At 73.8% G+C, this 21,879-nt stretch carries 24 protein-coding genes; 12 read left to right on the forward strand and 12 right to left on the reverse strand.

Translation table 11 applies throughout. The features are described from left to right. Nucleotides 1-59: 59 nt before the first annotated feature. The 3 genes from B0E54_RS22915 to B0E54_RS22925 form a co-directional block, all read right to left on the reverse strand. Nucleotides 60-1,793: a DEAD/DEAH box helicase gene (locus tag B0E54_RS22915; RefSeq protein WP_234587954.1), complete on the reverse strand. Its 1,734-nt coding sequence runs from the start codon at nucleotides 1,791-1,793 to the stop codon at nucleotides 60-62. Nucleotides 1,794-1,961: 168 nt separating this feature from the next. Further along, the gene (locus B0E54_RS22920; protein WP_234587955.1) at nucleotides 1,962-2,624 is read right to left on the reverse strand and encodes a trimeric intracellular cation channel family protein; all 663 of its coding nucleotides are present in this window, start codon (nucleotides 2,622-2,624) and stop codon (nucleotides 1,962-1,964) included. Nucleotides 2,625-2,664: 40 nt separating this feature from the next. Further along, a complete protein-coding gene (locus B0E54_RS22925; protein ID WP_007456912.1) occupies nucleotides 2,665-2,883 on the reverse strand; it encodes a DUF3039 domain-containing protein in 219 nt (72 codons plus the stop codon). A gap of 88 nt (nucleotides 2,884-2,971) precedes the next feature. Between B0E54_RS22925 and B0E54_RS22930 the strand changes: the two genes are divergently transcribed. Further along, on the forward strand, nucleotides 2,972-3,907 hold the full coding sequence (locus B0E54_RS22930) for a pseudouridine-5'-phosphate glycosidase (protein WP_234587956.1): 936 nt from the start codon (nucleotides 2,972-2,974) through the stop codon (nucleotides 3,905-3,907). Then, entirely contained in the window at nucleotides 3,904-4,803 is a 900-nt protein-coding gene (locus tag B0E54_RS22935) for a carbohydrate kinase family protein (protein ID WP_234587957.1), read from the forward strand. The genes B0E54_RS22930 and B0E54_RS22935 overlap by 4 nt, the downstream gene beginning before the upstream one ends. 67 nt (nucleotides 4,804-4,870) lie before the next feature. Here B0E54_RS22935 and B0E54_RS22940 read toward each other — a convergent pair whose 3' ends face one another. Next, nucleotides 4,871-5,230, reverse strand: coding sequence for a DUF3099 domain-containing protein (locus B0E54_RS22940; protein ID WP_234587958.1), 360 nt, complete (start codon nucleotides 5,228-5,230; stop codon nucleotides 4,871-4,873). A 103-nt stretch (nucleotides 5,231-5,333) separates the two neighbouring features. Here B0E54_RS22940 and B0E54_RS22945 point away from each other — a divergent pair, with 103 nt between their 5' ends. Both B0E54_RS22945 and B0E54_RS22950 read left to right on the forward strand, forming a co-directional pair. Beyond that, nucleotides 5,334-5,621 (forward strand): hypothetical protein, encoded by a 288-nt coding sequence (locus tag B0E54_RS22945; protein WP_124771959.1) that lies wholly within the window; start codon nucleotides 5,334-5,336, stop codon nucleotides 5,619-5,621. Nucleotides 5,622-5,635: 14 nt separating this feature from the next. Beyond that, the gene (locus B0E54_RS22950; protein ID WP_234587992.1) at nucleotides 5,636-5,947 is read left to right on the forward strand and encodes a BrnA antitoxin family protein; all 312 of its coding nucleotides are present in this window, start codon (nucleotides 5,636-5,638) and stop codon (nucleotides 5,945-5,947) included. A gap of 3 nt (nucleotides 5,948-5,950) precedes the next feature. On the opposite strand, the gene B0E54_RS22955 is transcribed toward B0E54_RS22950, so the two are convergent. After that, on the reverse strand, nucleotides 5,951-6,535 hold the full coding sequence (locus B0E54_RS22955) for an HhH-GPD-type base excision DNA repair protein (RefSeq protein ID WP_234587993.1): 585 nt from the start codon (nucleotides 6,533-6,535) through the stop codon (nucleotides 5,951-5,953). A gap of 96 nt (nucleotides 6,536-6,631) precedes the next feature. Here B0E54_RS22955 and B0E54_RS22960 point away from each other — a divergent pair, with 96 nt between their 5' ends. Together B0E54_RS22960 and dtd are read left to right on the forward strand one after the other, a co-directional pair. Continuing rightward, nucleotides 6,632-8,116: a methyltransferase gene (locus B0E54_RS22960; RefSeq protein WP_234587959.1), complete on the forward strand. Its 1,485-nt coding sequence runs from the start codon at nucleotides 6,632-6,634 to the stop codon at nucleotides 8,114-8,116. 28 nt (nucleotides 8,117-8,144) lie between these two features. Beyond that, nucleotides 8,145-8,567, forward strand: a complete 423-nt coding sequence (dtd, locus tag B0E54_RS22965) for a D-aminoacyl-tRNA deacylase (RefSeq protein WP_234587960.1) — start codon at nucleotides 8,145-8,147, stop codon at nucleotides 8,565-8,567. Between the two features lie 17 nt (nucleotides 8,568-8,584). Here dtd and B0E54_RS22970 read toward each other — a convergent pair whose 3' ends face one another. Next, nucleotides 8,585-9,373: a sporulation protein gene (locus tag B0E54_RS22970; protein ID WP_234587994.1), complete on the reverse strand. Its 789-nt coding sequence runs from the start codon at nucleotides 9,371-9,373 to the stop codon at nucleotides 8,585-8,587. Between the two features lie 232 nt (nucleotides 9,374-9,605). On the opposite strand from B0E54_RS22970, the gene sigB reads away from it, so the two are divergent. After that, nucleotides 9,606-10,625, forward strand: a complete 1,020-nt coding sequence (gene sigB, locus B0E54_RS22975) for an RNA polymerase sigma factor SigB (RefSeq protein WP_305076144.1) — start codon at nucleotides 9,606-9,608, stop codon at nucleotides 10,623-10,625. A 107-nt stretch (nucleotides 10,626-10,732) separates the two neighbouring features. Next, nucleotides 10,733-11,140, forward strand: coding sequence for a VOC family protein (locus tag B0E54_RS22980; protein ID WP_234587963.1), 408 nt, complete (start codon nucleotides 10,733-10,735; stop codon nucleotides 11,138-11,140). 10 nt (nucleotides 11,141-11,150) lie between these two features. Here the strand turns inward: B0E54_RS22980 and B0E54_RS22985 are convergent, their stop codons facing one another. The 3 genes from B0E54_RS22985 to B0E54_RS22995 are packed head-to-tail and all read right to left on the reverse strand — an operon-like array spanning nucleotide 11,151 to nucleotide 15,812. Further along, complete coding sequence (locus B0E54_RS22985) at nucleotides 11,151-13,706, reverse strand: bifunctional GNAT family N-acetyltransferase/acetate--CoA ligase family protein (RefSeq protein ID WP_234587964.1); 2,556 nt, start codon at nucleotides 13,704-13,706, stop codon at nucleotides 11,151-11,153. A gap of 15 nt (nucleotides 13,707-13,721) precedes the next feature. Next, nucleotides 13,722-14,903, reverse strand: coding sequence for an acetoin utilization protein AcuC (locus B0E54_RS22990; protein WP_234587965.1), 1,182 nt, complete (start codon nucleotides 14,901-14,903; stop codon nucleotides 13,722-13,724). Between the two features lie 48 nt (nucleotides 14,904-14,951). Next, nucleotides 14,952-15,812, reverse strand: a complete 861-nt coding sequence (locus B0E54_RS22995; protein WP_234587966.1) for a sulfurtransferase — start codon at nucleotides 15,810-15,812, stop codon at nucleotides 14,952-14,954. Nucleotides 15,813-15,912: 100 nt separating this feature from the next. Between B0E54_RS22995 and B0E54_RS23000 the strand changes: the two genes are divergently transcribed. Continuing rightward, entirely contained in the window at nucleotides 15,913-16,602 is a 690-nt protein-coding gene (locus B0E54_RS23000; protein WP_234587967.1) for a metal-dependent transcriptional regulator, read from the forward strand. A gap of 19 nt (nucleotides 16,603-16,621) precedes the next feature. Here B0E54_RS23000 and B0E54_RS23005 read toward each other — a convergent pair whose 3' ends face one another. From B0E54_RS23005 to B0E54_RS23015, 3 genes are all read right to left on the reverse strand, one after another. Beyond that, entirely contained in the window at nucleotides 16,622-17,170 is a 549-nt protein-coding gene (locus B0E54_RS23005; protein ID WP_234587968.1) for a hypothetical protein, read from the reverse strand. Between the two features lie 89 nt (nucleotides 17,171-17,259). Further along, the gene (locus B0E54_RS23010; protein WP_234587969.1) at nucleotides 17,260-17,514 is read right to left on the reverse strand and encodes a DUF5522 domain-containing protein; all 255 of its coding nucleotides are present in this window, start codon (nucleotides 17,512-17,514) and stop codon (nucleotides 17,260-17,262) included. A 58-nt stretch (nucleotides 17,515-17,572) separates the two neighbouring features. Continuing rightward, nucleotides 17,573-18,562: an asparaginase gene (locus B0E54_RS23015; RefSeq protein ID WP_234587970.1), complete on the reverse strand. Its 990-nt coding sequence runs from the start codon at nucleotides 18,560-18,562 to the stop codon at nucleotides 17,573-17,575. Nucleotides 18,563-18,763: 201 nt separating this feature from the next. On the opposite strand from B0E54_RS23015, the gene B0E54_RS23020 reads away from it, so the two are divergent. The 3 genes from B0E54_RS23020 to B0E54_RS23030 are packed head-to-tail and all read left to right on the forward strand — an operon-like array spanning nucleotide 18,764 to nucleotide 21,874. After that, the gene (locus B0E54_RS23020) at nucleotides 18,764-20,041 is read left to right on the forward strand and encodes an MFS transporter (protein WP_234587972.1); all 1,278 of its coding nucleotides are present in this window, start codon (nucleotides 18,764-18,766) and stop codon (nucleotides 20,039-20,041) included. 11 nt (nucleotides 20,042-20,052) lie between these two features. Continuing rightward, nucleotides 20,053-20,892, forward strand: coding sequence for an alpha/beta fold hydrolase (locus B0E54_RS23025; RefSeq protein WP_234587974.1), 840 nt, complete (start codon nucleotides 20,053-20,055; stop codon nucleotides 20,890-20,892). A 46-nt stretch (nucleotides 20,893-20,938) separates the two neighbouring features. Then, a complete protein-coding gene (locus tag B0E54_RS23030) occupies nucleotides 20,939-21,874 on the forward strand; it encodes a MerR family transcriptional regulator (RefSeq protein WP_234587976.1) in 936 nt (311 codons plus the stop codon). Nucleotides 21,875-21,879 lie beyond the last annotated feature (5 nt).

Here is a 21,879-nt window from a genome sequence, read left to right on the forward strand (position 1 = left end):
TACCCACCGACCCCGCACGGCCCCCGCACCCTGCGCCCGGCGCACGGGGTGCACGCGGGCTAGAGGGTCTGGACGGTGGCAATGCGTTCCTCGAGCTGCTCGATGGTGGCCTGGGCGCTCGGCGGGCCGCCGCAGAGCCGGCGCAACTCGGCATGGATCTTGCCGTGGGGTTGGCCGGTGCGATGGTGCCGGGCGGCCACCAGAGCGTTCAGTTGGCGCCGGAGCGCCACGCGGCGTTGGGCGGCACTCATGGGTACCGGCGGCGCCGCGGAGGGCGCAGCGGCCGGCTGAGCGGCCCCGTCGGCCGTACGACGGCGCTGGGCGGCGAGCTGTGCGGCCTGCCGTTTGGTGAGCAGCAGGGAGACCTGGTCGGCGGTGAGCAGGCCGGGCAGGCCGAGGTACTCCTCCTCCTCGGGGGTGCCGGCCTGGGCGGCGGTCCCGAACGACGCGCCGTCGAAGATCACCTGATCCAGTTCGGCGGTGGCCGAGAGCGCGGCGAACCGCTTCTCCAACTCCCCGCTGGCCTGGTCGTCGCGCTGCGCGCGTTCCAGCAGCTCGTCGTCGAAGCCGTCGGAGTCCTTGGGTTTGCCGAGGACGTGGTCCCGCTCGTTCTCCATCTCGCTGGCCAGCCCGAGCAGGTGCGGCACGCTGGGCAGGAAGACCGACGCGGTCTCGCCGGGGCGGCGGGCCCGCACGAACCGGCCGATCGCCTGGGCGAAGTAGAGCGGGGTGCTGGCGCTGGTGGCGTAGACACCGACCGCCAGTCGGGGGATGTCGACCCCCTCGGACACCATCCGCACCGCGACCAGCCACCGCTGGTCGGACGCCGCGAACGTCGCGATCCGCGCGGACGCGCCCTGGTCGTCGGAGAGCACCACTGCGGCCTTCTCGCCGGTCACCTGCTCGATGAGCTTGGCGTACGAGCGGGCGGTCTGCTGGTCGGTGGCGATGATCAGACCGCCGGCGTCGGGCATGCCGGCGTTGCGCAGCACGGTGAGTCGGGCGTCGGCGGCCCGCAGCACCTGCGGCATCCAGTCCCCCGCCGGGTCCAGGGCGGTACGCCACGCCTGCGCCACCAGATCCTGGGTCATCGGCTCGCCGAGGCGGGCCGCCAACTCGTCCCCCGCGTTGGTGCGCCAGCGGGTCTCCCCGGAGTACGCGAGGAAGAGCACCGGCCGGACGACCCCGTCGCGCAGCGCGTCCGCGTAGCCGTAGACCGAGTCGGCGTGGGAGCGCAGCAGCCCGTCACCGCCCCGCTCGTACGTGACGAACGGGATCGGGTTGTCGTCGGAGCGGAACGGCGTACCGGTGAGCATCAACCGGCGTACGGCGGGCTCGAAGGCGTTCTTGACGCCGTCGCCCCAGGAACGGGAGTCGCCAGCGTGGTGGATCTCGTCGAGGATGACCAGGGTGCGACGGGTCATGGTGCGCCGCCGGTGCACCTGCGGGGCCATTCCCACCTGGGCGTAGGTGACCACCGCACCGTGGAAGTCGGCCGCCGAGTGCACGTCGGCGTTGCGGAACGCGGCGTCGAGCTGAATGCCCACCCGGGCCGCGGCCTCGGCCCACTGGTTCTTCAGGTGCTCGGTGGGCGCGACCACAGTGACCGCCTCGACGGTGCCGTCGCCGAGCAGTTCGGCGGCGATCCGCAGGGCGAAGGTGGTCTTGCCGGCGCCCGGCGTGGCGACCGCGGTGAAGTCCTCGGTACGGCGGCGCAGGTACTCCACCAGGGCCTTGCGCTGCCAGGCACGTAGGGCCGGGAACGTCTCGAGCACCGGTGTCCGGGCTGCCACGCGAAAGCTCCTCTCCGACCGCACGAGGGCGGACACCGGGCGAGGGCCACGAGTACCGCCGCCCATGAAAACGCCTCCGCGCAGAAGCTGCCGCGAAGGCCGACTCAGCATAACCAGCGCGGGCCCGCCGGCCCAGGCGACGCCACGCTGGTCACATCCGACGAACGTTCACCACTCCCGGTCCGTGCGGGGATCGGCACCGTCGGCGCGCGGCGGGCGCAGCGTGGCCACCGGCGCGGACCAGCGTCGACGCAGCGCGATCAGGCGCAGCCCGACCACCAGGACGGCGGCGGCGGTGAGCGGCGCGGGCCCGGTCTGGCCGCTGACGTACAGCAGCACCACCAGGACCGAACCGGCAAGTGCGGCCAGCGCGTAGATCTCCCGGCGCAGCACGACCGGGATCTCGGCGGTCAGCAGGTCCCGGCCGAGCCCTCCGCCGATCGCGGTGAGCATGCCGATCAGGCACGCGCCGACCGCCGGAACCCGGGCGTCGAGCGCCTTGAGCGTGCCGGTGACGGTGAACAGACCGAGGCCCGCCGCGTCGAGCACCAGCACCGTGGTGCGCAGTCGGGCGAGCTGCGGGTGCAGCCAGAAGACGGCGAGCGCGGTGATCGCCGCGGTGGCGGCGTACCGCCAGTCGGCGAAAGCGAGCGGCGGCACCTCGTCGATGACCAGGTCGCGCAGGATCCCGCCGCCGAGCGCGGCCACGAAGCCGACGAACGCGACCCCGAACAGGTCGAGTCGTTTGGCCACCGCCGCCGAGGCACCGGAGGCGGCGAAGACGGCCACCCCGGTCAGGTCGGCGAGGAGCAGGGCGGTGGAGGTGGTCACCGCCGCAGGCTACGTCGCCGGCCGGAGCGCCGGCCCCGCTTCACTCGCGGTACGAGTCGTAGATCTCCTTGCACTTGGGGCAGACCGGCGAGCCCGGCTTGGCCGCCTTGGTGACCGGGAAGGTCTCCCCGCAGAGCGCGACGACGAAGGTGCCCATGACGGCACTCTCGGCGATCTTCTCCTTGCGGACGTAATGGAACATCTCGGGACCGGTGTCGGCGTCCTTCAGCTCCGGACGCTCGAGAACCTCTGTGCTCACGTCTGCACCTCCGACCGTCAAGTTTGGCAGGTCATCACGGCCGGGTCCACTTGAGCCCGGCCGGGGTCCGACCCCGTACCGTGCCGGTGTGACTGACTTTCGCATCAGCTACGGCACCGAGGTCGCCGAAGCCCTGCGCGACGGCCGACCCGTCGTCGCCCTGGAGAGCACCATCGTCTCGCACGGCCTGCCCCGTCCGCAGAACCTGCGGGTGGCCCGGGAGATCGAGCAGGCGGTCCGGGACGCCGGAGCGGTGCCGGCGACCATCGGCATGATCGGTGGCGAGCTGGTGGTCGGGCTGGACGACGCGCAGCTGACCCGGCTGGCCACCGTCGATGGAGTGACGAAACTCTCCGTCCGCGACCTGGCTGTCGCGGCGGCGACCGGCGCGGACGGCGCCACCACCGTGGCGGCGACCAGCGCGGTGGCGGCCGCCGCCGGAATCGGGGTGTTCGCGACCGGTGGCCTGGGCGGGGTGCACCGGGAGGCCGCGCACACCTTCGACGAGTCGGCGGACCTGGTCACCCTGGCCCAGACCCCGATCACGGTGGTCTGCGCCGGGGTCAAGTCGATCCTCGACGTGGGCGCGACGCTGGAGCGCCTGGAGACCCTCGGGGTGGCCGTCATCGGCTACCGCACCCGCCGGTTCCCCGGCTTCTACCTAACCGACGCGGGCTTCGACCTGGACTGGTCGGTGGACTCGCCGGAGCAGGTCGCCGCCGTGCTGGCCGCCCGGGACGGGCACGCCGTGCACCTCGGGGGCATGCTCGTCGCCAACCCGCTGCCGGTCGACGAGCAGCTCGACCCAGAGCTGCACGACCGGACCCTCGCCGAGGGCCTGGCCCTGCTGGAGCGGGACGGGATCACCGGCAAGGCCGTCACGCCGTACCTGTTGACGCACTTCCACTCGGCCACCGAGGGCGCGAGCCTGGCGGTGAACGTCCGGATCATCCTGCGCAACGCCGACCTGGCCGCGCGCATCGCGGTCGCCGCGGTCGCCCGCACCTCCGCCGTACCGGCATGACCCCTCCGGCCCGCGTGGTCGTCGTCGGGGACGTGATCACCGACGTGGTGGCGGTGCTGTCCGGGCCGCTGGCGGCCGGTTCGGACACCGGGGCCGAGATCAGTTTCGGCGGCGGCGGGCAGGCGGCCAACACCGCCGCCTGGCTCGCCGCGCAGGGGGTGGCCGTCACGCTCGTCGGCGCCGTCGGTGACGACGACGCCGGGCGCGACCGGATCGCCGAGCTGGATCGCGCGGGCGTGGACTGCGCGGTCGAGCGGGTGGTAGACGCCCCGACCGGCACGGTGATCGTGCTGGCGACCGACGGCGAGCGGACCATGGTCACGTCGCGGGGCGCGAACCTCGCGTTGAGCGCCGAGCACGTGGAGAAGGCCCTCGCGGCGGTGCCCGACGCGGGGCATCTGCATTTGTCCGCGTACACCCTGTTGGACGCCGGGTCGCGCGGCGCGGGGTTGCGGGCGCTGGCCGCCGCCCGCGAGCTCGGGCTCACCACCAGCGTCGACGCGGCGTCCGCGGCGCCGCTGCGGCGCGCGGGCGCGCGGACGTTCCTGGGTTGGGTACGCGATGTCGACCTGCTGCTGGTCAACGCGGACGAGGCCACGGTGCTGGCCGGCGGGCTGGACCCGGCGGCACAGGGGCGGGCGCTGTCGGCGACGGCTCGGCGGGTGGTGGTCAAGCGTGGTGCGGCGGGAGCGGTCTGGGTCGATCGCACGACGCCGGTCTGCACGGCTGCGGCCCGTCGGGTGGCGGTGGTGGACGTCACGGGAGCGGGCGACGCCTTCGCGGCCGGTCTGCTCACCGCGTGGCTCGCCGGCGCCAGCCCGACCGCGGCACTGAGCCGCGCCACCGACCTCGGCGCGCTGGCCGTCTCCACAGCCGGAGCACGGCCACAGCCGTAGGGGCCGGAGCACGACCGCAGGCACACACCCGCGGCCGTCACGGTCGAGCCCTGGCCCGCTGGGCGGGTCAGGGCTCGACGTCGATGACCTTGTGCGGGCGCTCCTCGGCCGTGAGACTCATCGGCGGCGCCTCGTCCTGCCGCCGGGGATGGAACCGATTGGCCAGCCGGTGCTCCTCCTTGGGTGGCCGGTCGTTGGCCAGCAGCACGGCCAGCCACGGGATGAGCACCATGCCGAGGGCGCACAGCGGCAGCCAGACCCAGAGCAGTGGGGCGTTCGCGCCGACCAGGATCGCGCCGGCGACGATGCAGGCCACCCGGATGCCCATCATGAGGACATAGCGGCGCTGACGGCTGGTGAGCTGATCATTCTGGCTGCGCGAGGCATCGGTGATCAGAATCGGCTGGTACGCCTGACGCTTCACCATGAACCTCCTCGAGGGGATTACGCCTCATCCTGTCACCACGAAGGCGTGATCAGCGAAAATTGACCAGGCCCATCCGTGTTACGCGCGTGGTACGCTGCGCGCTGTGGGCAGCAGGTTCAGCTTCACCGACGAGGCGTTGGCCAACCTGAGGGTCTACGACGTCACACCCGGGGAAGTCTGGGAGGCGCTGCACAGCGCCCGGCGGGTCATCCGCCACCTGGGCGACGACGTGATGGTGGTCTACGCCGCCGCCCGCCGGGGTCGCCGACTGGCCGTGCTGCTCGCCGAGGCCGATGGCACCGACAACGACTGGGACATCCTCTCCGCCCGCGAGCTGAGCGACGTCGAGTCCAAGCGCTACGACGAGGCCGTGCGGAGAGATCGCCGATGAGGGGGGCCGTGACGATGCACCGTAACGACGCGACCAAGCAGTTCCACAGCGGCGACGACCGGATCGCCGAGTTGATCGACCAGAGTCCGGCGGTGGACCTGCCCACCCCCGACACCGACGTGCCGATGGTGAGTCGATCGGTCCGGCTGCCGCTGGACACCTACGAGCGGGTCCGCGCCGCCGCCGACGCCCGGGGCATCGGGGTCACCACGCTGATGCGGCAGTGGATCGAGGCCGGCCTGGCCGACCTGGACGACTCCGCGACCGTCTCCCTCGCCGACGTCCGGCGGGCCCTGGCGTCGCTCGCCCACCCGACCGCCGCCTGAGCGTCAGCCCTGGGCAGCCTTCGCCGCCGCCTTCATCTGCTGCTTGTACTCCCGCACCCGGCGCAGCGAATCGGCGTCGGTGACGTCGGCCACCGACCGGTACGCGCCGGGATCGCCGTACCCGCCGGCAGCCTCCCGCCAGTCCTGCGGGGTCACCCCGAACCGCTTGCCGAGCAGGGCCACGAAGATCTGCGCCTTCTGCTTGCCGAAGCCGGGCAGCCCGGCCACCCGCCGCAGCAGCTCCGGCCCGTCGGCGACGTCGGCCCACAGCAGCGCGGCGTCGCCGTCGTAGCGCTCCACGAGCGCCTGGCAGACCTCCTGCACCCGGGCGGCCATCGCCTTCGGGAACCGGTGCAGCGCGGGCGGGGTGGCGAAGAGCTCGACCAGGGGCTGCGGGTCGTAGCCGGCCAGCGCCGCCGCGTCCAGGTCGCGGCCGAGCCGCTGCGACAGGACGTACGGCGAGGAGAACGCCTTCTCCATCGGCACCTGCTGGTCCAGGGTCATGCCGATGAGCAGGGCCAGCGGACTGCGCTCCAGCAGCCGGTTGGCCTCCGGGTCGATGGGCAGCACGAGCGTCATACCTGCCATCTTGCCTGGCGCGCGGAACCGGGCGGTCGCCGACGCTCCGGCAGTCGTCCGGCGGGTGCTGCCGACGCGGGACGGGGCGACCGGCAGGATGAGAGCGTGGACCAACACGACATGCTGCTCTCCCCCGCCGGCGTCGACGCGCTGCGGACCGCGCTGACCCGAACGGGGTTCACCAGCCACGGCATCGCCGAGCGACTGGGCGCACAGGCCACGGCTGCGGTCTCCCGCAACGACTACCGGGCCGCGCTGCGCGCCACCGAGGACGGCGACCCGCTCGGCACCCTGATCCGGGTGTTCATCTGCGACCAGACCGAGCCGGAGAGCGCGGTGGCCACCGCCCTGGCACCGCTCAGCCTCGCGGAGGCGATCGCGGGTGGGCTGGTCGAGCGGTACGGCGACGGCCTGCGTGCCGGCGTCGACCTGGAGCCGTACGGCGACGACTGGTGGGTGCTCGCCGACGTGCCGGCCAGCGCCCGACCGGGTCGCCCGCTGCACGCCGAGCACGTGCTGGGCATCGGCGGCGCCACCCAGACCCTGATCGGCGCGACCGTACGCCGGCAGGTGGGCAGCGCGCTGGACCTGGGCACCGGCTCCGGCGTCCAGGCCCTGCACCTGGCCACCCACGCCGACACGGTGACCGCCACGGACCTCTCCGAGCGGGCTCTGCGCTTCGCCGCGACCACCGCCGCCCTCAACGGCCAGGACTGGGAGCTGCTGCGGGGCGACCTGGTCGCACCGGTGGCCGGCCGCCGCTTCGACCTGGTGGTGAGCAACCCACCGTTCGTGGTCGGCCCCGGCACCACCACGCACGTCTACCGCGACTCGGGGCGGGTGGGTGACGCGATCGCCGCCGAGCTGGCCGCCGCCGCCCCCGGCCTGCTCACCGAGGGCGGCACCATGCAGTACCTGGCGAACTGGGTGCACGTCGCCGGCGAGGAGTGGGACGAGCGGGTGGCCGGCTGGTTCGCCGGCACCGGCCTGGACGCCTGGGTGATCCAGCGCGAGGTGGCCGACCCGATGGCGTACGTCGACCTGTGGCTCACCGACGTCGGCGAGGGCGCCGACCCGCAGCGGGCGGCCGTCTGGCTGGACTGGTTCGACGCGCACAAGATCGAGGCGATCGGCTTCGGCATCGTGTCGCTGCGCCAGGGCGGGCACGCCGACCCGGTGGTCCGCGTGGAGGACCTGCGTCAGCGGGTGCAGCCACCGCTGGGCGACCAGATCGGCGGCTGGTTCGACCGCCAGGACTTCCTGCGGGTACGCGGCACCGAGGCGCTGCTCGCCGAGCGCTACCGGGCCACCGACGGCCTTCAGCTGCGCCAGGAGGCCACCATGGGCGACGAGGGCTGGGCGGTGGACCGGCAGGTGCTCGCGATGCCGAACGGCCTGCGCTGGACCGAGGAGATCGACCCGCTGGTGCTGGCCCTTGTCGGTGGGGCAGACGGCCGGCTGCCGCTGCGCGACCAGCTCGCCCTGCTCGCGGCGGCCCACGACGTCGAACCCGCGGAGATGGCCGAGGCCGCCGGTCCGATCGTCGCGCACCTGGTGGAGCGCGGCTTCATCGAGCCGGTGACCGGGTGATGCGGACGATGTGCGCGGTGGCGCGCTGATGCGGGCGGTGGTGCAGACCGTCGGGCGGGCCAGCGTGACCGTCGATGGCGAGGTGGTCGGCGCGATCGGGAACGGCCTGCTGGTGCTGCTCGGGGTGACGCACACCGACACGGCGGAGACCGCTCAGACGATGGCCCGCAAGGTCCACGAGCTACGCATCCTGGACGGTGAACGGTCCGCCGCCGACACCGACGCGCCGATCCTGCTGGTCAGCCAGTTCACCCTCTACGGCGACGCCCGCAAGGGCCGCCGTCCAAGCTGGACGGCGGCGGCCCCCGCCGAGGTGGCCGAACCCCTGGTGACAGCTGTGGTCGACGCCCTGCGCCAACGAGGAGCCACTGTCGAGACGGGCCGCTTCCGCGCCCACATGCTGGTGGAGAGCCTCAACATCGGCCCCCAGACCCTCCTTTTGGACCTCTGACCCCGCCCCTGCCGGGGTCAGGAGAAGAGGCCTCGGCGGGACAGGGACTGGCGGAGCCAGGTGTCCAGTTCGACGGTCCAGTCGGTGTCGTCGGCGGTGGCGTGCTCGACAGTGAACCGGCCGAAGGCGTCCCGACCCTCGGTGAAGACGCCGCCGCGCTTGTCGACCTCCAGCACCACCTGCATCTGCCGCGCGTCGGCGATGAAGGTGACCTCCAACTGGTTGATCGAGCGGGCGTACTGCGGTGCCGGGTTGAACTCGATCTCCTGGTAGAACGGCAACGTCTGCCGTACGCCGTAGAGGTGCCCACGCTCCACGTCCGCGCGCGCGAACCGGAAGCCGAGGCGCAGCAACGCCTCCAGCAGCCGCTCCTGCGCGGGCAGCGGGTGCACCGACACGGCGTCCAGGTCGCTCGTGTCGACGGCGCGGGCGACCTCCAGCTCGGTCCGCAGGCCCATCGTCATGCCGTGCAGGTGCTGCCCGTACAGCTCGGTGACGGGTGTCTCCCAGGGCACGTCGAACCGGAACGGGAGGTCGTGGCGCTGCCCCGGCTCCAGCCGGAACGCGCCGGTGACCCGCTGGCGGTGGAACTCCTGGGTGGTGTCGTAGTCGTTGTCGCCGCTCTCCACCTCGACCCGGGTGACGAGGCCGAGCGTGACGTGGTCGATGTCGACCTGGTGGTCGCCGCCGAGCACGTGGACGTGGCCCTCCAGGTGCCCGCCGGGGCGGCAGTCCGGGCCGGCGAGCACCGTCTCGACCGAGGGGCCGCCGACCCCCATCGCCTTCATGAGCCGCCTGAAGACCACACCGTCCTCCATCGTCGGACCACGCCGACCCGGGGCGGCCGACCGTCCGCAACGTAGCCGGGCCGGGCCCGCAACCGCCGGGATGACACACCGCGGCAACGATCCGGCCGGATTCCTGTCGGGTGCCCGATCGCCTCACTCCCGTTTTACGCCCCGCCCGCCAAGCTGTGTCTCACACCGGCACCACTGGGCCGGAGACACGGCACAGACGTGGAAACGGGGAGAGACAGAGATGGTCCTGCAGATGACGGAACACCGGACGCGCCCGGCAGCCACCAGCACCGAGACCAACGGGTCCGCCGAGGCCCTCACCGACCTGGACGCCACCGACGAGCGCGGCATCTCCACCGACCTGGTCCGGGCGTACCTGAACGGGATCGGCCGGACGAAGCTGCTGACCGCGGCGCAGGAGGTCGACCTGGCCCGGCGGATCGAGGCCGGCCTGTTCGCCGACGAGAAGCTCGCCACCTGCACCCCGGTCTCCGAGGAGCTGCGGGCCGACCTGGAGCTGATCGTCGCCGAGGGCCGCGCCGCCAAGGACCACCTGCTGGAGGCGAACCTGCGGCTGGTGGTCAGCATCGCCAAGCGCTACACCGGACGCGGGATGGCCTTCCTCGACCTGATCCAGGAGGGCAACCTCGGCCTCATCCGGGCGGTGGAGAAGTTCGACTACGCCAAGGGTTACAAGTTCTCCACGTACGCCACCTGGTGGATCCGGCAGGCGATCACCCGTGCCATGGCCGACCAGGCCCGCACCATCCGCATCCCCGTGCACATGGTCGAGCAGGTCAACCGGATGGTCCGGGCTCGCCGGGAGTTGGCGGTGACGCTGGGTCGCGAGCCAGGAGTCGCCGAGGTCGCCCGGGCCCTGGACATCCCCGAGTTCCAGGTCATCGAGCTGATCTCGTACGACCGCGAGCCGGTCAGCCTGGACCAGACCGTCGGCGACGACGGCGAGAGCGCGCTCGGTGACTTCGTGGCCTCGGTGGACCCGCGCACCGACCCGGGCGAGGGCGCCGCGCAGGGCGAACTGCGCAACGAGGTGAGCATCGTGCTGGCCACGCTGTCGCAGCGGGAGCAGGCGGTCATCCGGCTCCGGTTCGGGCTGGACGACGGCCGGCAGCGCACCCTGGACGAGGTCGGCCGCGAGTTCGGTCTGTCCCGTGAGCGCATCCGGCAGATCGAGAAGGTGACGTTGCTGAAGCTGCGCGCTCCGGAGCGGGCGCAGCGCCTGGAGGCGTACGCCTGCTGACGCACCGGATGGGAAGGCAGGGCCCCGGCGGTTCGCCGGGGCCCTGCCCGCTGTCGAGGTGCTTGACTGTGGCGCCGACCGACTCCGCGACGAGCGAGGAGAGTGCCATGAACTGGACGTTGGAAGTGGTGATCGTGCCGGTCTCCGACCTGGACCGGGCGAAGACGTTCTACGCCGACCAGCTCGGCTTCGCCGTCGACCACGACACCGTGATCAGTGACGACGCCCGCATCGTGCAGTTGACCCCGCCCGGCTCCGGCTGCTCGATCGTGATCGGCAAGGGCGTGGTCCCGGAGATGCCGCCGGGTTCGCTGAGGGGCCTGCAACTGGTGGTGCCCGACCTGAAGCGGGCCCACGCGGAGCTGGTCGCCCGTGGCGTGGAGGTCAGTGACATCCAGGTGATGGGCCAGAACCCGCGGCCGGTGCCGGACCCGCTGGACAACGTCGGCTTCGTCTTCTTCACCGACCCGGACGGCAACGCCTGGGCCGTCCAGCAGATCTCCAGCCGCGCCTGAGCTGTCGCGCTCAGAGACGCCGGGGGCCGGTGTCCGGACGGGCGGCCACGCCGCCCACCCGCACCTGGGCGTGCAGGACCGAGATGCCGTCCGGGCGGGCGAGCACCGGGTTGAGGGTCACCGAGCGCACCCGGGGCTGCTCGTCGGCCAGCTGACCGACCCGCAGCAGCAGGTCGGCCAGGGCCGCCCGGTCCACCGGCGCCGCGCCCCGGTGCCCCCGCAACAGCGGAGCCGCCCGAGGTTCGTCGACCAGCTCGGCGGCGTCGGTGTTTGTCAGCGGCACCGCCCGCCAGGCCCGATCGCCCAGCAGCTCGGTGGCGACCCCGCCGAGGCCGAAGCCGACCACCGGCCCGAACGCCGGATCTTCCACCAACTCCACCACGCAGGCCACACCGGGCGGGACCATCGGCTGCACCAGCACGTCCGCGCCGAAGCCGGCGGCCATGTCGGCGTACGCGCGGCGGACGCTCGCCTCGTCGGGCAGATCGAGGCGGACGGCGCCCAGGTCGAGCCGGTGCCGCAGCCCCGCGGCGGCGGCCTTGAGCGCCACCGGGAAACCCACCCGCGTCGCCGCGTTGACAGCCGCGTCGACCGAGGCCACGGGCACCGACGCGACGGTCTCGATGCCGTACGCGGCCAGCAGCGCCTCGACGTCGGTGCCGTCGGCGCGCAGCGCGGCCGCCGCGGCGTCCCGGTCGATCCCGGGCAGCTCGGGCACGACCCCGGGCGGGCGACGCAGCCACTCGGCGTACCGGTGCACCCGGGCGAGAGCCCGGACGGCCTCCTCCACGCCGCCGAACGCGGGCACCCCGGCGGGCAACCGACCGACCAGGAACGTCGCCACGGTCGGCTTGCCCAGGGCGAGGGCGGCCGGCAACGCGGCGGTGACATCGGCGTCCACCTCGGTGCGCTGGCCGGGCAGCGGCGGGGCGAAGACCACGACGAGTGCGTCCACCCGGTTGTCGGCGGCCGTCTCGGCGAGGGCGGCGGCGAACTCGTCGGCGCCGGCGCTCGGCGCGACGTCCCGCGGGTAGCCGTCGGCGACGGTCAGGCCCTGCCCGACGCAGGCCGTGGCAGCCAGGCCGGTCAACGCCGACGAGTTGCCGACCACGCCGACCCGGCCGCCGGCCGGCAGCGGCTGGTTGGCCAGCAACACCCCCATGTCGAGCAGCTCCGGCACGGTGTCCACCCGGATCACCCCCGACTGGGCGAAGAGCGCGGCCACCGCCACCTCGTCCGGGCCGGCCGAGTCGCCCACCCCAGGCGGGCGGGCCGGTGAGGCGAGCGCCACCACCGGTTTCGCCCGGCCGATCCGCCGGGCCAGCCGGGCGAACTTGCGCGGGTTCCCGAACGTCTCCAGGTACAACATGATCACGTCGGTGCCCGGGTCGTCCTGCCAGTACTGCAGCAGGTCGTTGCCCGACACGTCGGCCCGGTTGCCGGCCGACACGAAGCTGGACAGCCCGAGGCCACGCCGGTCCGCCTCGGCGAGCAGCGCCACCCCGAACGCGCCGGACTGGCTGAAGATGCCCACCCGACCGGCCGGCGGCAGCGCCGGGGCGAGGGTGGCGTTGAGGCGTACCGCCGGGTCGGTGTTGGCCACGCCGAGGCAGTTCGGGCCGACCACGCGCATCCCCGCGGCGTGCGCCGCGCGGACCAGCGCACGCTGCGTGACCGCGCCCTCCGGGCCGGCCTCGGCGAAGCCGGCCGAGATCACGACCAGGCCGTGCACCCCGGCGGCGGCCGCGTCGGCGACCACCGCGGTCGCCGCCTCCGGCGGGACCGCCACCACCGCCAGATCCACCGCCACCCCGGCGTCGACCGCCGAGGGGTACGCGGGCAGGCCCGCCACCGTCGACGCGCTCGGGTGCACCGGCACCACCGCACCGGTGAACCCGCCGTCCCGCAGATGCCCGAGCACTGCCGCGCCGACGCCCTGGCCGGTGGCGCTCGCGCCGTAGACGGCGATGCCTCGCGGGGCGAGCAGCCGGGCAATCGAGCGGGCCTCGGTGCGGTGCTCCCGGCCGCGCTGCACCTCCAGGGTCGCCTCCGTCGGAGCGATCGGGAAGCTCAGATGCACCACGCCGTCGGCGTACGCGCGCTGGACCTGGTAGCCGAAGTCGGAGAAGACCCGCAGCATCGTCCCGTTGGCCGGCAGCACCTCGGCGACGAAACTCATGATGCCGTTGCGCCGCGCGGCGTCCGCCAGGTGCTCCATCAGCACCGAGCCGATGCCCCGGCCCTGGAAGGCGTCCTCGACCACGAAGGCGACCTCCGCCTCCGGCGCCTGCGGACCGAGCCGCTCGTACCTGCCGACGGCGACGAGCCGGTCCCCGGCCAGCACCACGAACGCCTCCCGGTCGCGGTGGTCGACAGTGACGAACCGGACCAGATCCCGCTCCGGGATGCGCGGGTACGGCGAGAAGTAGCGCAGGTAGCGGGTGCGCTCGGAGAACCGGCTGTGCATCGCCACGACGGCCGGCGCGTCGTCCGGGCTGATCGGTCGCAACTGGACGGTGCTGCCGTCACTGAGCAGCACGTCCACCGGCTGGTCCACGGTCGTCACAGAAAACGGCCCGGCTCAGTCCCGCGGGTCGTACGGGTCGAGCCCGAGCAGCGGGAAGACGGTCTTACGGGTCGCCGCGATCGCCCGGTCCACCGCGTTCGGCTCGCCCGTCGGCTGCCACGGCTCGTACGACGGGTCCGCGTCGTCGGTCATCCGCAGCGGAATCTCCCGACCCGGCCGACGGGCCGCGGCCAGCTCACGCCAGCCCGGCGGGGTGAGCGTCGCCGGGTCGATCGGAGCGCCGGTCGCCACCGCCAACAGGTGGGTCCAGGCTCGGGGCACGACCTCGACCAGCGCGTACCCGCCGCCGCCGGTGGCCACCCAGCGGCCCTCGCACAGCTCGTCGGCGAGCGCCCGCAACGCCAGGTAGGTGGCGCGCTGCCCGTCCACCGTCAGGTGCAGGTCGGCCAGCGGATCCAGCCGGTGCCCGTCCGCGCCGCACTGACTCACCAGCACCTGCGGCCGGAACGCGCGCAGCACCGACGGCACGATCGCGTGGAACGCCCGCTGCCAGCCGGTGTCGTCGACGCCCGGCGGCAGCGGCATGTTCACCGCGGTGCCCTGCGCGCCCGGCCCGCCGGTCTCGTCCGGAAAACCGGTGCCCGGAAAGAGCGCGAGCGGTGTCTCGTGCAGGCTGACCGTGAGCACCCTCGGGTCGTCCCAGAAGATGTCCTGCACCCCGTCACCGTGGTGCACGTCCACATCCACGTACGCGATCCGCTCGGCGCCCAGATCGAGCAGTCGGGCGATGGCCACCGCGGGGTCGTTGTAGACACAGAAGCCGGACGCGCGGGCGGGCATCGCGTGGTGCAGGCCACCTGCCACGTTCACCGCTCGACGCGCGTCACCGCGCCAGACCGCCTCGGCCGCGGCCAGCGTCGCCCCGGCGATCAGCGCGCTGGACTCGTGCATCCCCTCGAAGACCGGGTTGTCGGAGGTGCCCAGCCCGTACCCGGCGAAGAGTGGATCACGTGGCGCGGCACGCACGGCGGCCAGGTAGGCGGGGTCGTGCACGCGGGTGAGGGCCGCGTCGTCGGCGGGCTCCGGCTTGACGACGCGCACCCCCTGACGCTCCAGAACGCCCAGCTCCCGGGCGAGCGCGACGGTCAGCTCCACCCTCACCGGGTCGAGCGGATGGTCGCCCATGTCATAGGCGAGCAGCGAGGGGTCCCACACCACTACCGTGTCGTCGGACATGAGCCCATCGTCGCACGAGGACCGTCGTCGGCCCACCGCACGCGCTGGTCAGCGGCCGGGTGTCGGCCCGGACGCGACCGGCCGGGCCGGGTCGGCCACCCAGTTGCTCCACGAACCCACGTAGAGCGCGGCGTCCGTGCGGCCGGCCAGGTGCAGCGCGAGGACCGCCTGCGCGGCGGTCACCCCGGAGCCGCAGTACGCCCCGACCGTCCGCGCCCCGGTCGCGCCGACCGCGGCGAACCGCTCGCGCAGCACGTCGGCGGCCGGAAAACGCCCGTCGGCGCCCACGTACTCGCCGGCGGGCAGGTTGGCAGCACCGGGCACGTGACCGGCGACCGGATCGATCGGCTCGACCTCGCCCGCGTAGCGGGGTGCCGCGCGCACGTCGAGCAGCACTGCGTCGTCGGCGGAAGCCAGCGCGGCGGCCTGCCCGGCGTCCAGCACCGGAAGGTCACCGGGGCGCACCTCGACGTCGCCGTCGGCCGGGGCGGGCGCGGTGGTCGAGACCTGTCGTCCGGCGGCCACCCAGGCCGGGAAGCCCCCGTGCAGCAGTCGCACCGGCCGGTGCCCGGCCCAGCGCAAGGTCCACCAGGCCCGCGCGGCGGCCAGGCCGTCGCCGCCGTCGTACACCACAACGGGGTGACCGGCGCGGACGCCGGCGGCCCGCAGCGCGGCCTGTAGCGCGCCCGGGTTGGGCAGCGGGTGCCGGCCGCCGGCCCCGGGCGGCCCGCACAACGCGGTGTCCAGGTCGACGAAGACCGCGCCGGGCAGGTGGCCGGCCAGGTAGTCGTCGCGACCGGGCGGGCCGGTGAGCCGCCAGCGGACGTCGAGGAGGGTGGGCGGGTCGGCGTCGTCGAGCTCGGCGGCGAGCCGGTCCACCTCGACGAGCAGTTCCTCGGTACCGGACATGCCGACCATCCAACACCATCCGGGTCACCACCACGCGATTCGGCAGCGGTCGCTCGCCGCGCGGCAGGGTAGCATCGTGCATCGGAGGGCCGCATACCTTATGAAGTCTCACGATCTGGTCGACACGACCGAGATGTACCTGCGCACCATCCTCGAGCTGGAGGAGGAGGGGGTGCCGCCCCTGCGTGCCCGGATCGCCGAGCGCCTCAAGCAGAGCGGACCCACCGTCAGCCAGACCGTGGCCCGGATGGAGCGCGACGGCCTGCTCACCGTCGAGGGCGACCGGCACCTGACGCTCACCCCGCTCGGCCGGGGCAGCGCCGTCTCCGTGATGCGCAAGCACCGCCTCGCCGAACTGCTGTTGGTCAACGTCATCGGGATGCCCTACGAGGAGGCCCACGAGGAGGCCTGCCGTTGGGAGCACGTGATGAGCGACGCCGTCGAGAAGCGGGTGTACGACCTGCTCAACCGGCCGACCCGCTCGCCGTACGGCAACCCGATTCCGGGCCTGGAGGAGCTGGGTTCCCCCGAGGCTCCGGCCAGCGAGCCGGGCGAGGGTGAGCGCAACCTGGCCTTCCCCGGGCTGTCCGGGCCGGTCGTGGTCCGCCGGATCTGCGAGAGCGTGCAGACCGACTCCGACGTGCTGCGCCAGTTGCACGCCGCTGGCGTCGACCCCGGCGCCACGGTGACCGTGGCTCAGGAGCGCGACGGGGTGTCGATCGACCGCTCCGGTGACCGGGTGCGGCTGCCTCGCGAGGTCGCCTCCCGGGTGTTCGTCGCCGCCAACTGACCGGCCGCCCACCTGGGCGTCACAACGCCCGGGTGTCCACCTTCTTCGCCAGCCCGACCAGGTCCCCGGCCAGCTTGTCGACGGCCGCGCGGTCGGCGGCACGGGCGCCGGTCCAGGTCAGCGTGGCGAGGCGACCGTCGGCGGCCAGCCAGCCGACCTCGGCGACCGGGCCGTGCCCGCCGGCCGCGGCGGTGGTACGCCGGTACGCCTGCTGACCCAGTCCGGTGACCTTCGCCGCCTTGTCGGGCACCACGTCCGTGCCGAAGGTGGTCTTGTCGATGGTGGTCTCGGACACACTGAGCATCAGCTCGGGCAGCGCCGCGCGCTCGGCCCGGACCACGCAGGTGTGCGTGTCACCCCGCTCGCTGGCCGCCGCCACGTCGAAGCGCACCTTGACGAGCTGCTCGATCACCGCGAAGTCCAGCAGCCGGCAGGCGCCCCCCGAGGAGGCCGCCGACACGTCCAGGGCGACCGGCGCCTGCGGCGGCACCGCCACCGGCTCGGCCTCGGCGGCACAGCCGCTCACCAGCAGGCCCGCCAGCCCGGCGACCACGATCCGCCCGCGCACGCTCCACCCTCTCGCCGACCGACGGCGGAAGGGGCCCCGCCGGATGTCCGTCGGACACCGTACGGGGTGTCCGGGTCGGGCGGAAGTCCTCATTCCGAGGGTGGATCGTCCACGTACGGGCAGTGGCGGCAGCCCCGGCCGCAGCACGTGCCGCGGCGGGCGAGGAAGCCGGCGCTGAGCACGAACAACCCCGTCGCCGGGTCGAGGTAACCGGCTTCCCCGGCGGCCAGCGCGGCGGCGTGCGCGGCGAGGATCCGGGCCCGCCCGGGGTGCCCGGGCGGCAGCCGGGACGGGTGCGGCTCGGTGAGCGGTCGATCCGCCAGGGGTCGTCGCTCACCGGTCACCAGCAGCGGTCCTTCCGGGTCACCCGCAGCAGTCTAGAGGCGCCCCGACGACGGCGACTCAACCGTGCCGGGCCAGGGCGGCGGTCAGCTCGTCGGAGTCCGCGCCGGCGGCCAGCAGCAGCCGCAGCAGCACCCGTGCCTTGTACGGGTCGAGCAAACCGCCGTTACGCAGTCCCCGCCGTTGCAGGTCGGTCTCCGAGCCGACCGCCCCGTACGTGTGGCGCAGCACCGAGCCGGCGCCGCTGCGGCTGGTGAGCACCACCGGGATCCGGTTGGCGAGATCGCCGAGCACCGGGACCAGCGTCGCGGGCACGTGCCCGACCCCGAACCCCGCGACCACCAGGCCGTGGTGGGTGTCCGCGAGGCCGTGCAGGAGCGCGCCGTCGTCGTCCAGGGTGACCACGTACAGCGCCACCCGGGTCGCGTCGAGCCGGTCCGGGTCGACGGGCGGCAACGGCTCGTGGCGCACCGGGCGGGTCAGCACCCGCACCTCCCCCTCGATGACCTGGCCCAGCGGGCCGGTGTTGGGCGAGGCGAACGTGGCGGTGCTGGTGCTGTGCGTCTTGCGCAGCCACCTCGCGGCGTGCACCTCGTCGTTGACGGCGACCAGCACGCCCAGGTCTCGGGTGTCCGGCGCGGCGACCACCCGCAGCGCCGCGAGCAGGTTCGCCGGCCCGTCCGCGCCGGCCAGGGTGGGGTTGCGCATCGCGCCGGTGAAGACCAGCGGGGCGGCGTGCGGCCAGATGAGGTCGGCCAGGAACGCCGTCTCCTCCAGGGTGTCGGTGCCCTGGGTGACCACGACACCTGTCGCGCCAGCGGACACCGCCCGGGACGCCTCGTCGACCACGGCGAGCAGTTGCCGCGCGGTGAGGTGTGCGCTCGGCACCGCGTGGGTGTCCCGCACGTCCACGGGCACGCCCAGATCCGCCAGCCCCGGGACGGCGGCGGTGAGGTCCGCGCCGGTGAGCCGGGTGACCACGCCGGAACGGCCGGCGTCCACCCCGCCCATCGCGATGGTCCCGCCGAGGGTGATGAGCGCGATGGACACGGTCGAGCCTCCATTCGCCGTCCGGCCGCCGGACGGCCCGACGACCGTACCCAGGTCGTTTGTCCGACCGGCAGTACCCCGGCCCGCGCTGCGCGGCGACGGCCGGGGCAGCGGAAATGCGGTGTCGGACGGCTCGCGCCGTGGATAGAGTCCGCGGGCCGCCGGCCGGCGGCGCTTAACCCGCACGGACAGGCGGCGACGGTGAGTCAGCAGGTGCAGCAGTCCCCGGCGGTCGAGGCGGGGGCGGTCCCGTCGCTGTGGCGCAGCCGGAACTTCCTGCTGCTCTGGGGCGGCCAGACGGTAAGTGAGCTGGGCACCCGCATCGCCAACGTGGCGGTGCCGCTGCTCGCCGCGGACACCCTGCACGCCAGCGTGTTCCAGGTCTCCCTGCTGACCGTCCTGGCCTGGCTGCCGTACCTGCTGTTCTCGCTGCCGGCGGGCATCGTCGCCGACCGGCTCGACCAGCGGCGGCTGATGATCGCGTGCGACCTGGGTCGGGCCGCGCTCCTGCTGTCCCTGCCGGTGGCCGCCCTGGTCGGCCACCTCACCCTGCCCTTCCTGTACGCGGTGGTCGGGCTCGGTGGCGTGCTCACCGTGCTGTTCACCGTGGCGTACAAGACCCTGCTGCCCCGGCTGGTGCCGGCGGACCTGCTGGTGGACGGCAACGCCAAGCTGACCATCAGCCAGGACGCCGCCGAACTGGTCGGTCCGACGGTCAGCGGCGCGTTGATCGGGCTGGTCGGCGCCGCCCGCACCTTCCTGGCCAACGGGTTCGCCTTCCTGGTCAGCGCGCTGACGCTGATCCTGATCCGGGAGGCGCCGGTACGCCGCGAGCCGGCTCCCCGCGTACCCCTGCGGGTGGAGTTGACCGACGGGCTCGGCTTCATCCGGCGGCAGCCGATCCTGGTCAGCATCCTGGCCTGCACGACGTGGTCGAACTTCTGGGTGATGGCGTCCGCCTCGATCGAGGTGACCTTCCTGGTGCGGGAGCTGCACGCCGCGCCGGTGCAGGTGGGTCTGGTCTTCTCGGTCAGCGCCGTCGGCGGGCTGGTGGTGGGGGTGCTGGCCGCCCGGCTGTCGGCCTGGCTCGGCTCGGCCCGGGTGATCTGGCTGGCGATGACCGTCCCGGGCCCGCTCTATCTGCTGATGCCGTTGGCCCGACCCGGCTGGGGGCTGCTGCTCTACGGCGTCGGGCTGGCCGCGTTCTCGGCCAACGCGGTGCTGTTCAACGTCGCGGCGATGTCGTACCGACAGCGCATCACCCCGCCGGCGATCCTCGGCCGGGTCAACGCCACGTTCCTCTGGATCTGCTTCGGGGTGATCCCGCTCGGCGCGCTGACCGGCGGGGCGCTCGGCACCACGCTGGGGCTGCGCGGCGCGCTCTGGGTGTGCGTGCTCGGCACCTGGGCGGCGTGCCTGTTCGTGGTCTGCTCGCCGCTGCGACGGATGCGGGACACGCCGCCGGACGTCGGCGTCTGAGAGGGTGGGTCATGCCCACCTTCGCCGCGCCCGACGGCACCACGCTCGCGTACCGGAGTCTCGGCGGGGGCGATCCGCTGATCTGCCTGCCCGGCGGGCCGATGCGCGACTCGGCGTACCTCGGTGACCTGGGTGGCCTGTCCTCGCATCGGAGCCTGGTTCGGCTGGACCTGCGCGGCACCGGCCGGTCGGCGGTGCCGTCGGACGCCTCCTCGTACCGGTGCGACCGCCTGGTCGCGGACGTCGAGGCGCTGCGCGTGCACCTCGGGCTCGACCGGCTGGACCTGCTCGGGCACTCCGCCGGCGCCAACCTGGCGTTGCGGTACGCGACCTGGCATCCCGACCGGGTCGGCCGGCTGGCGCTGATCACGCCGAGCACCCGGGCCGTCGGGCTCGAGGCGACCGCCGCGCTGCGCCAGGAGGTCACCCGGGCCCGCTCCGGTGAGCGGTGGTACCCGGAGGCCGCCGCAGCGCTGGAGTCCATGGTGACCGGACGGGCCACCGGCGACGCCTGGCAGGCGATCGCGCCGTTCTTCTACGGCCGGTGGGACACGGCGGCCCGCGCGCACCAGGCGGTCGAGGCCGCCCAGCGCAACCAGGAGGCCGCCCGGATGTTCGGCGCCGACGGCGCTTTCGACCCGCCGGTCACCCGCGCCGCGCTCGCCGCCCATCCACGCCCGGTGCTGCTGCTCGCCGGTGAGCTGGATCTCGGTGCCCCGCCGGGTCTGGTTGCCCAGCTCGCGGAGCTGATGCCCCGCGCCGAGCTGGTCGTACAGCCGGGCGCGGGGCACTACCCGTGGCTGGACGACGCCGACCAGTTCACCGTCACGGTCTCGGCGTTCCTGCGCTGATGCGGTGGCTTGAGTCTCCAGCGGGGGGAGACCGCAGGGTGGGGACATGAGCGGTGACGAGCGGTACACGATCGGCGACCTGGCCCGACGCACCGGGCTGGGCGTCAAGACCATCCGGTACTACGCCGACAGCGGGATCGTGCCGCCGACCGACCGGAGCCCGGCCGGCTACCGCCAGTTCGGCCCGGACGCCGTGGCGCGACTCGAACTGGTCCGGACGTTGCGCGACCTGGGCGTGGACCTGGCCTCCATCCGTCGGGTCGTGGACCGCGAGGTGCCCCTGCACGAGGTGGCCGCCGCGCACGCCGAGGCGCTGGCGGTGCAGGTCCGGGTGCTGCGGCTGCGCCAGGCCGTCCTGACCGTCGCGGCGAGGCGCGAGGCGGGTCCGTCCGAGGTTGACGATCTGCACCGGTTGGCCCGGCTCACCGCCCACGAACGGCGGCAACTGGTGGACGACTTCCTGGACAGCGTCTTCACCGGCGACCCGGCGCCGTACCCGGGTGTGCTCGTCTCGATGACACCCGAGCTGCCCGACGACCCGACCACCGAGCAGGTGCGGGCGTGGGTGGAGTTGGCCGACCTGTGCCGGGACCCGACCTTTCGGGCGAGCATGCGGCGGCTCGTTCGCCAGCACGCCGCCGACCACGACGTGCCCGGGCTGCCCCGCCCGGACGCCGTCGCCGTGGTCCGGGACGGGGTGGTGGCCGCCCTGGCCGCCGGCCTCGATCCGGCCGGCCCCGAGGCCGAGCCGGTGGTCGCGGCGGTCACCAGCCGGTACGCCCGTCTGCACGGCCTCCCCGACGACGCCGACCTGCGCCAGCGGTTGCTCGACCGGCTGGTTCTGGCCAACGACCCGCGCCGGGATCGTTACCTCGACCTGCTGTCGGTGATCAACGGCTGGTCGGGTGGCGGCGCGGTCACGCCGGCCGTGGACTGGTTCATCCGCGCCCTGCGCGCCCCGATACCCGCACCGGCCGCATGAGCCAG

Source organism: Micromonospora sp. MH99 (assembly GCF_021442385.1).
Lineage (GTDB): Bacteria > Actinomycetota > Actinomycetes > Mycobacteriales > Micromonosporaceae > Micromonospora.

Bases quoted from the DNA above. Each gene is read 5' to 3' on its own strand.
- B0E54_RS22980 (WP_234587963.1), top strand. From the start codon at position 10,733: ATGAACTGGACGTTGGAAGTGGTGATCGTGCCGGTCTCCGACCTGGAC.
- B0E54_RS22995 (WP_234587966.1), bottom strand. From the start codon at position 15,812: ATGTCCGGTACCGAGGAACTGCTCGTCGAGGTGGACCGGCTCGCCGCC.
- B0E54_RS22950 (WP_234587992.1), top strand. From the start codon at position 5,636: ATGCACCGTAACGACGCGACCAAGCAGTTCCACAGCGGCGACGACCGG.
- B0E54_RS22935 (WP_234587957.1), top strand. From the start codon at position 3,904: ATGACCCCTCCGGCCCGCGTGGTCGTCGTCGGGGACGTGATCACCGAC.
- B0E54_RS22955 (WP_234587993.1), bottom strand. From the start codon at position 6,535: ATGGCAGGTATGACGCTCGTGCTGCCCATCGACCCGGAGGCCAACCGG.
- dtd (WP_234587960.1), top strand. From the start codon at position 8,145: ATGCGGGCGGTGGTGCAGACCGTCGGGCGGGCCAGCGTGACCGTCGAT.
- sigB (WP_305076144.1), top strand. From the start codon at position 9,606: ATGGTCCTGCAGATGACGGAACACCGGACGCGCCCGGCAGCCACCAGC.
- B0E54_RS22940 (WP_234587958.1), bottom strand. From the start codon at position 5,230: ATGGTGAAGCGTCAGGCGTACCAGCCGATTCTGATCACCGATGCCTCG.
- B0E54_RS23025 (WP_234587974.1), top strand. From the start codon at position 20,053: ATGCCCACCTTCGCCGCGCCCGACGGCACCACGCTCGCGTACCGGAGT.
- B0E54_RS23000 (WP_234587967.1), top strand. From the start codon at position 15,913: ATGAAGTCTCACGATCTGGTCGACACGACCGAGATGTACCTGCGCACC.
- B0E54_RS22990 (WP_234587965.1), bottom strand. From the start codon at position 14,903: ATGTCCGACGACACGGTAGTGGTGTGGGACCCCTCGCTGCTCGCCTAT.
- B0E54_RS23030 (WP_234587976.1), top strand. From the start codon at position 20,939: ATGAGCGGTGACGAGCGGTACACGATCGGCGACCTGGCCCGACGCACC.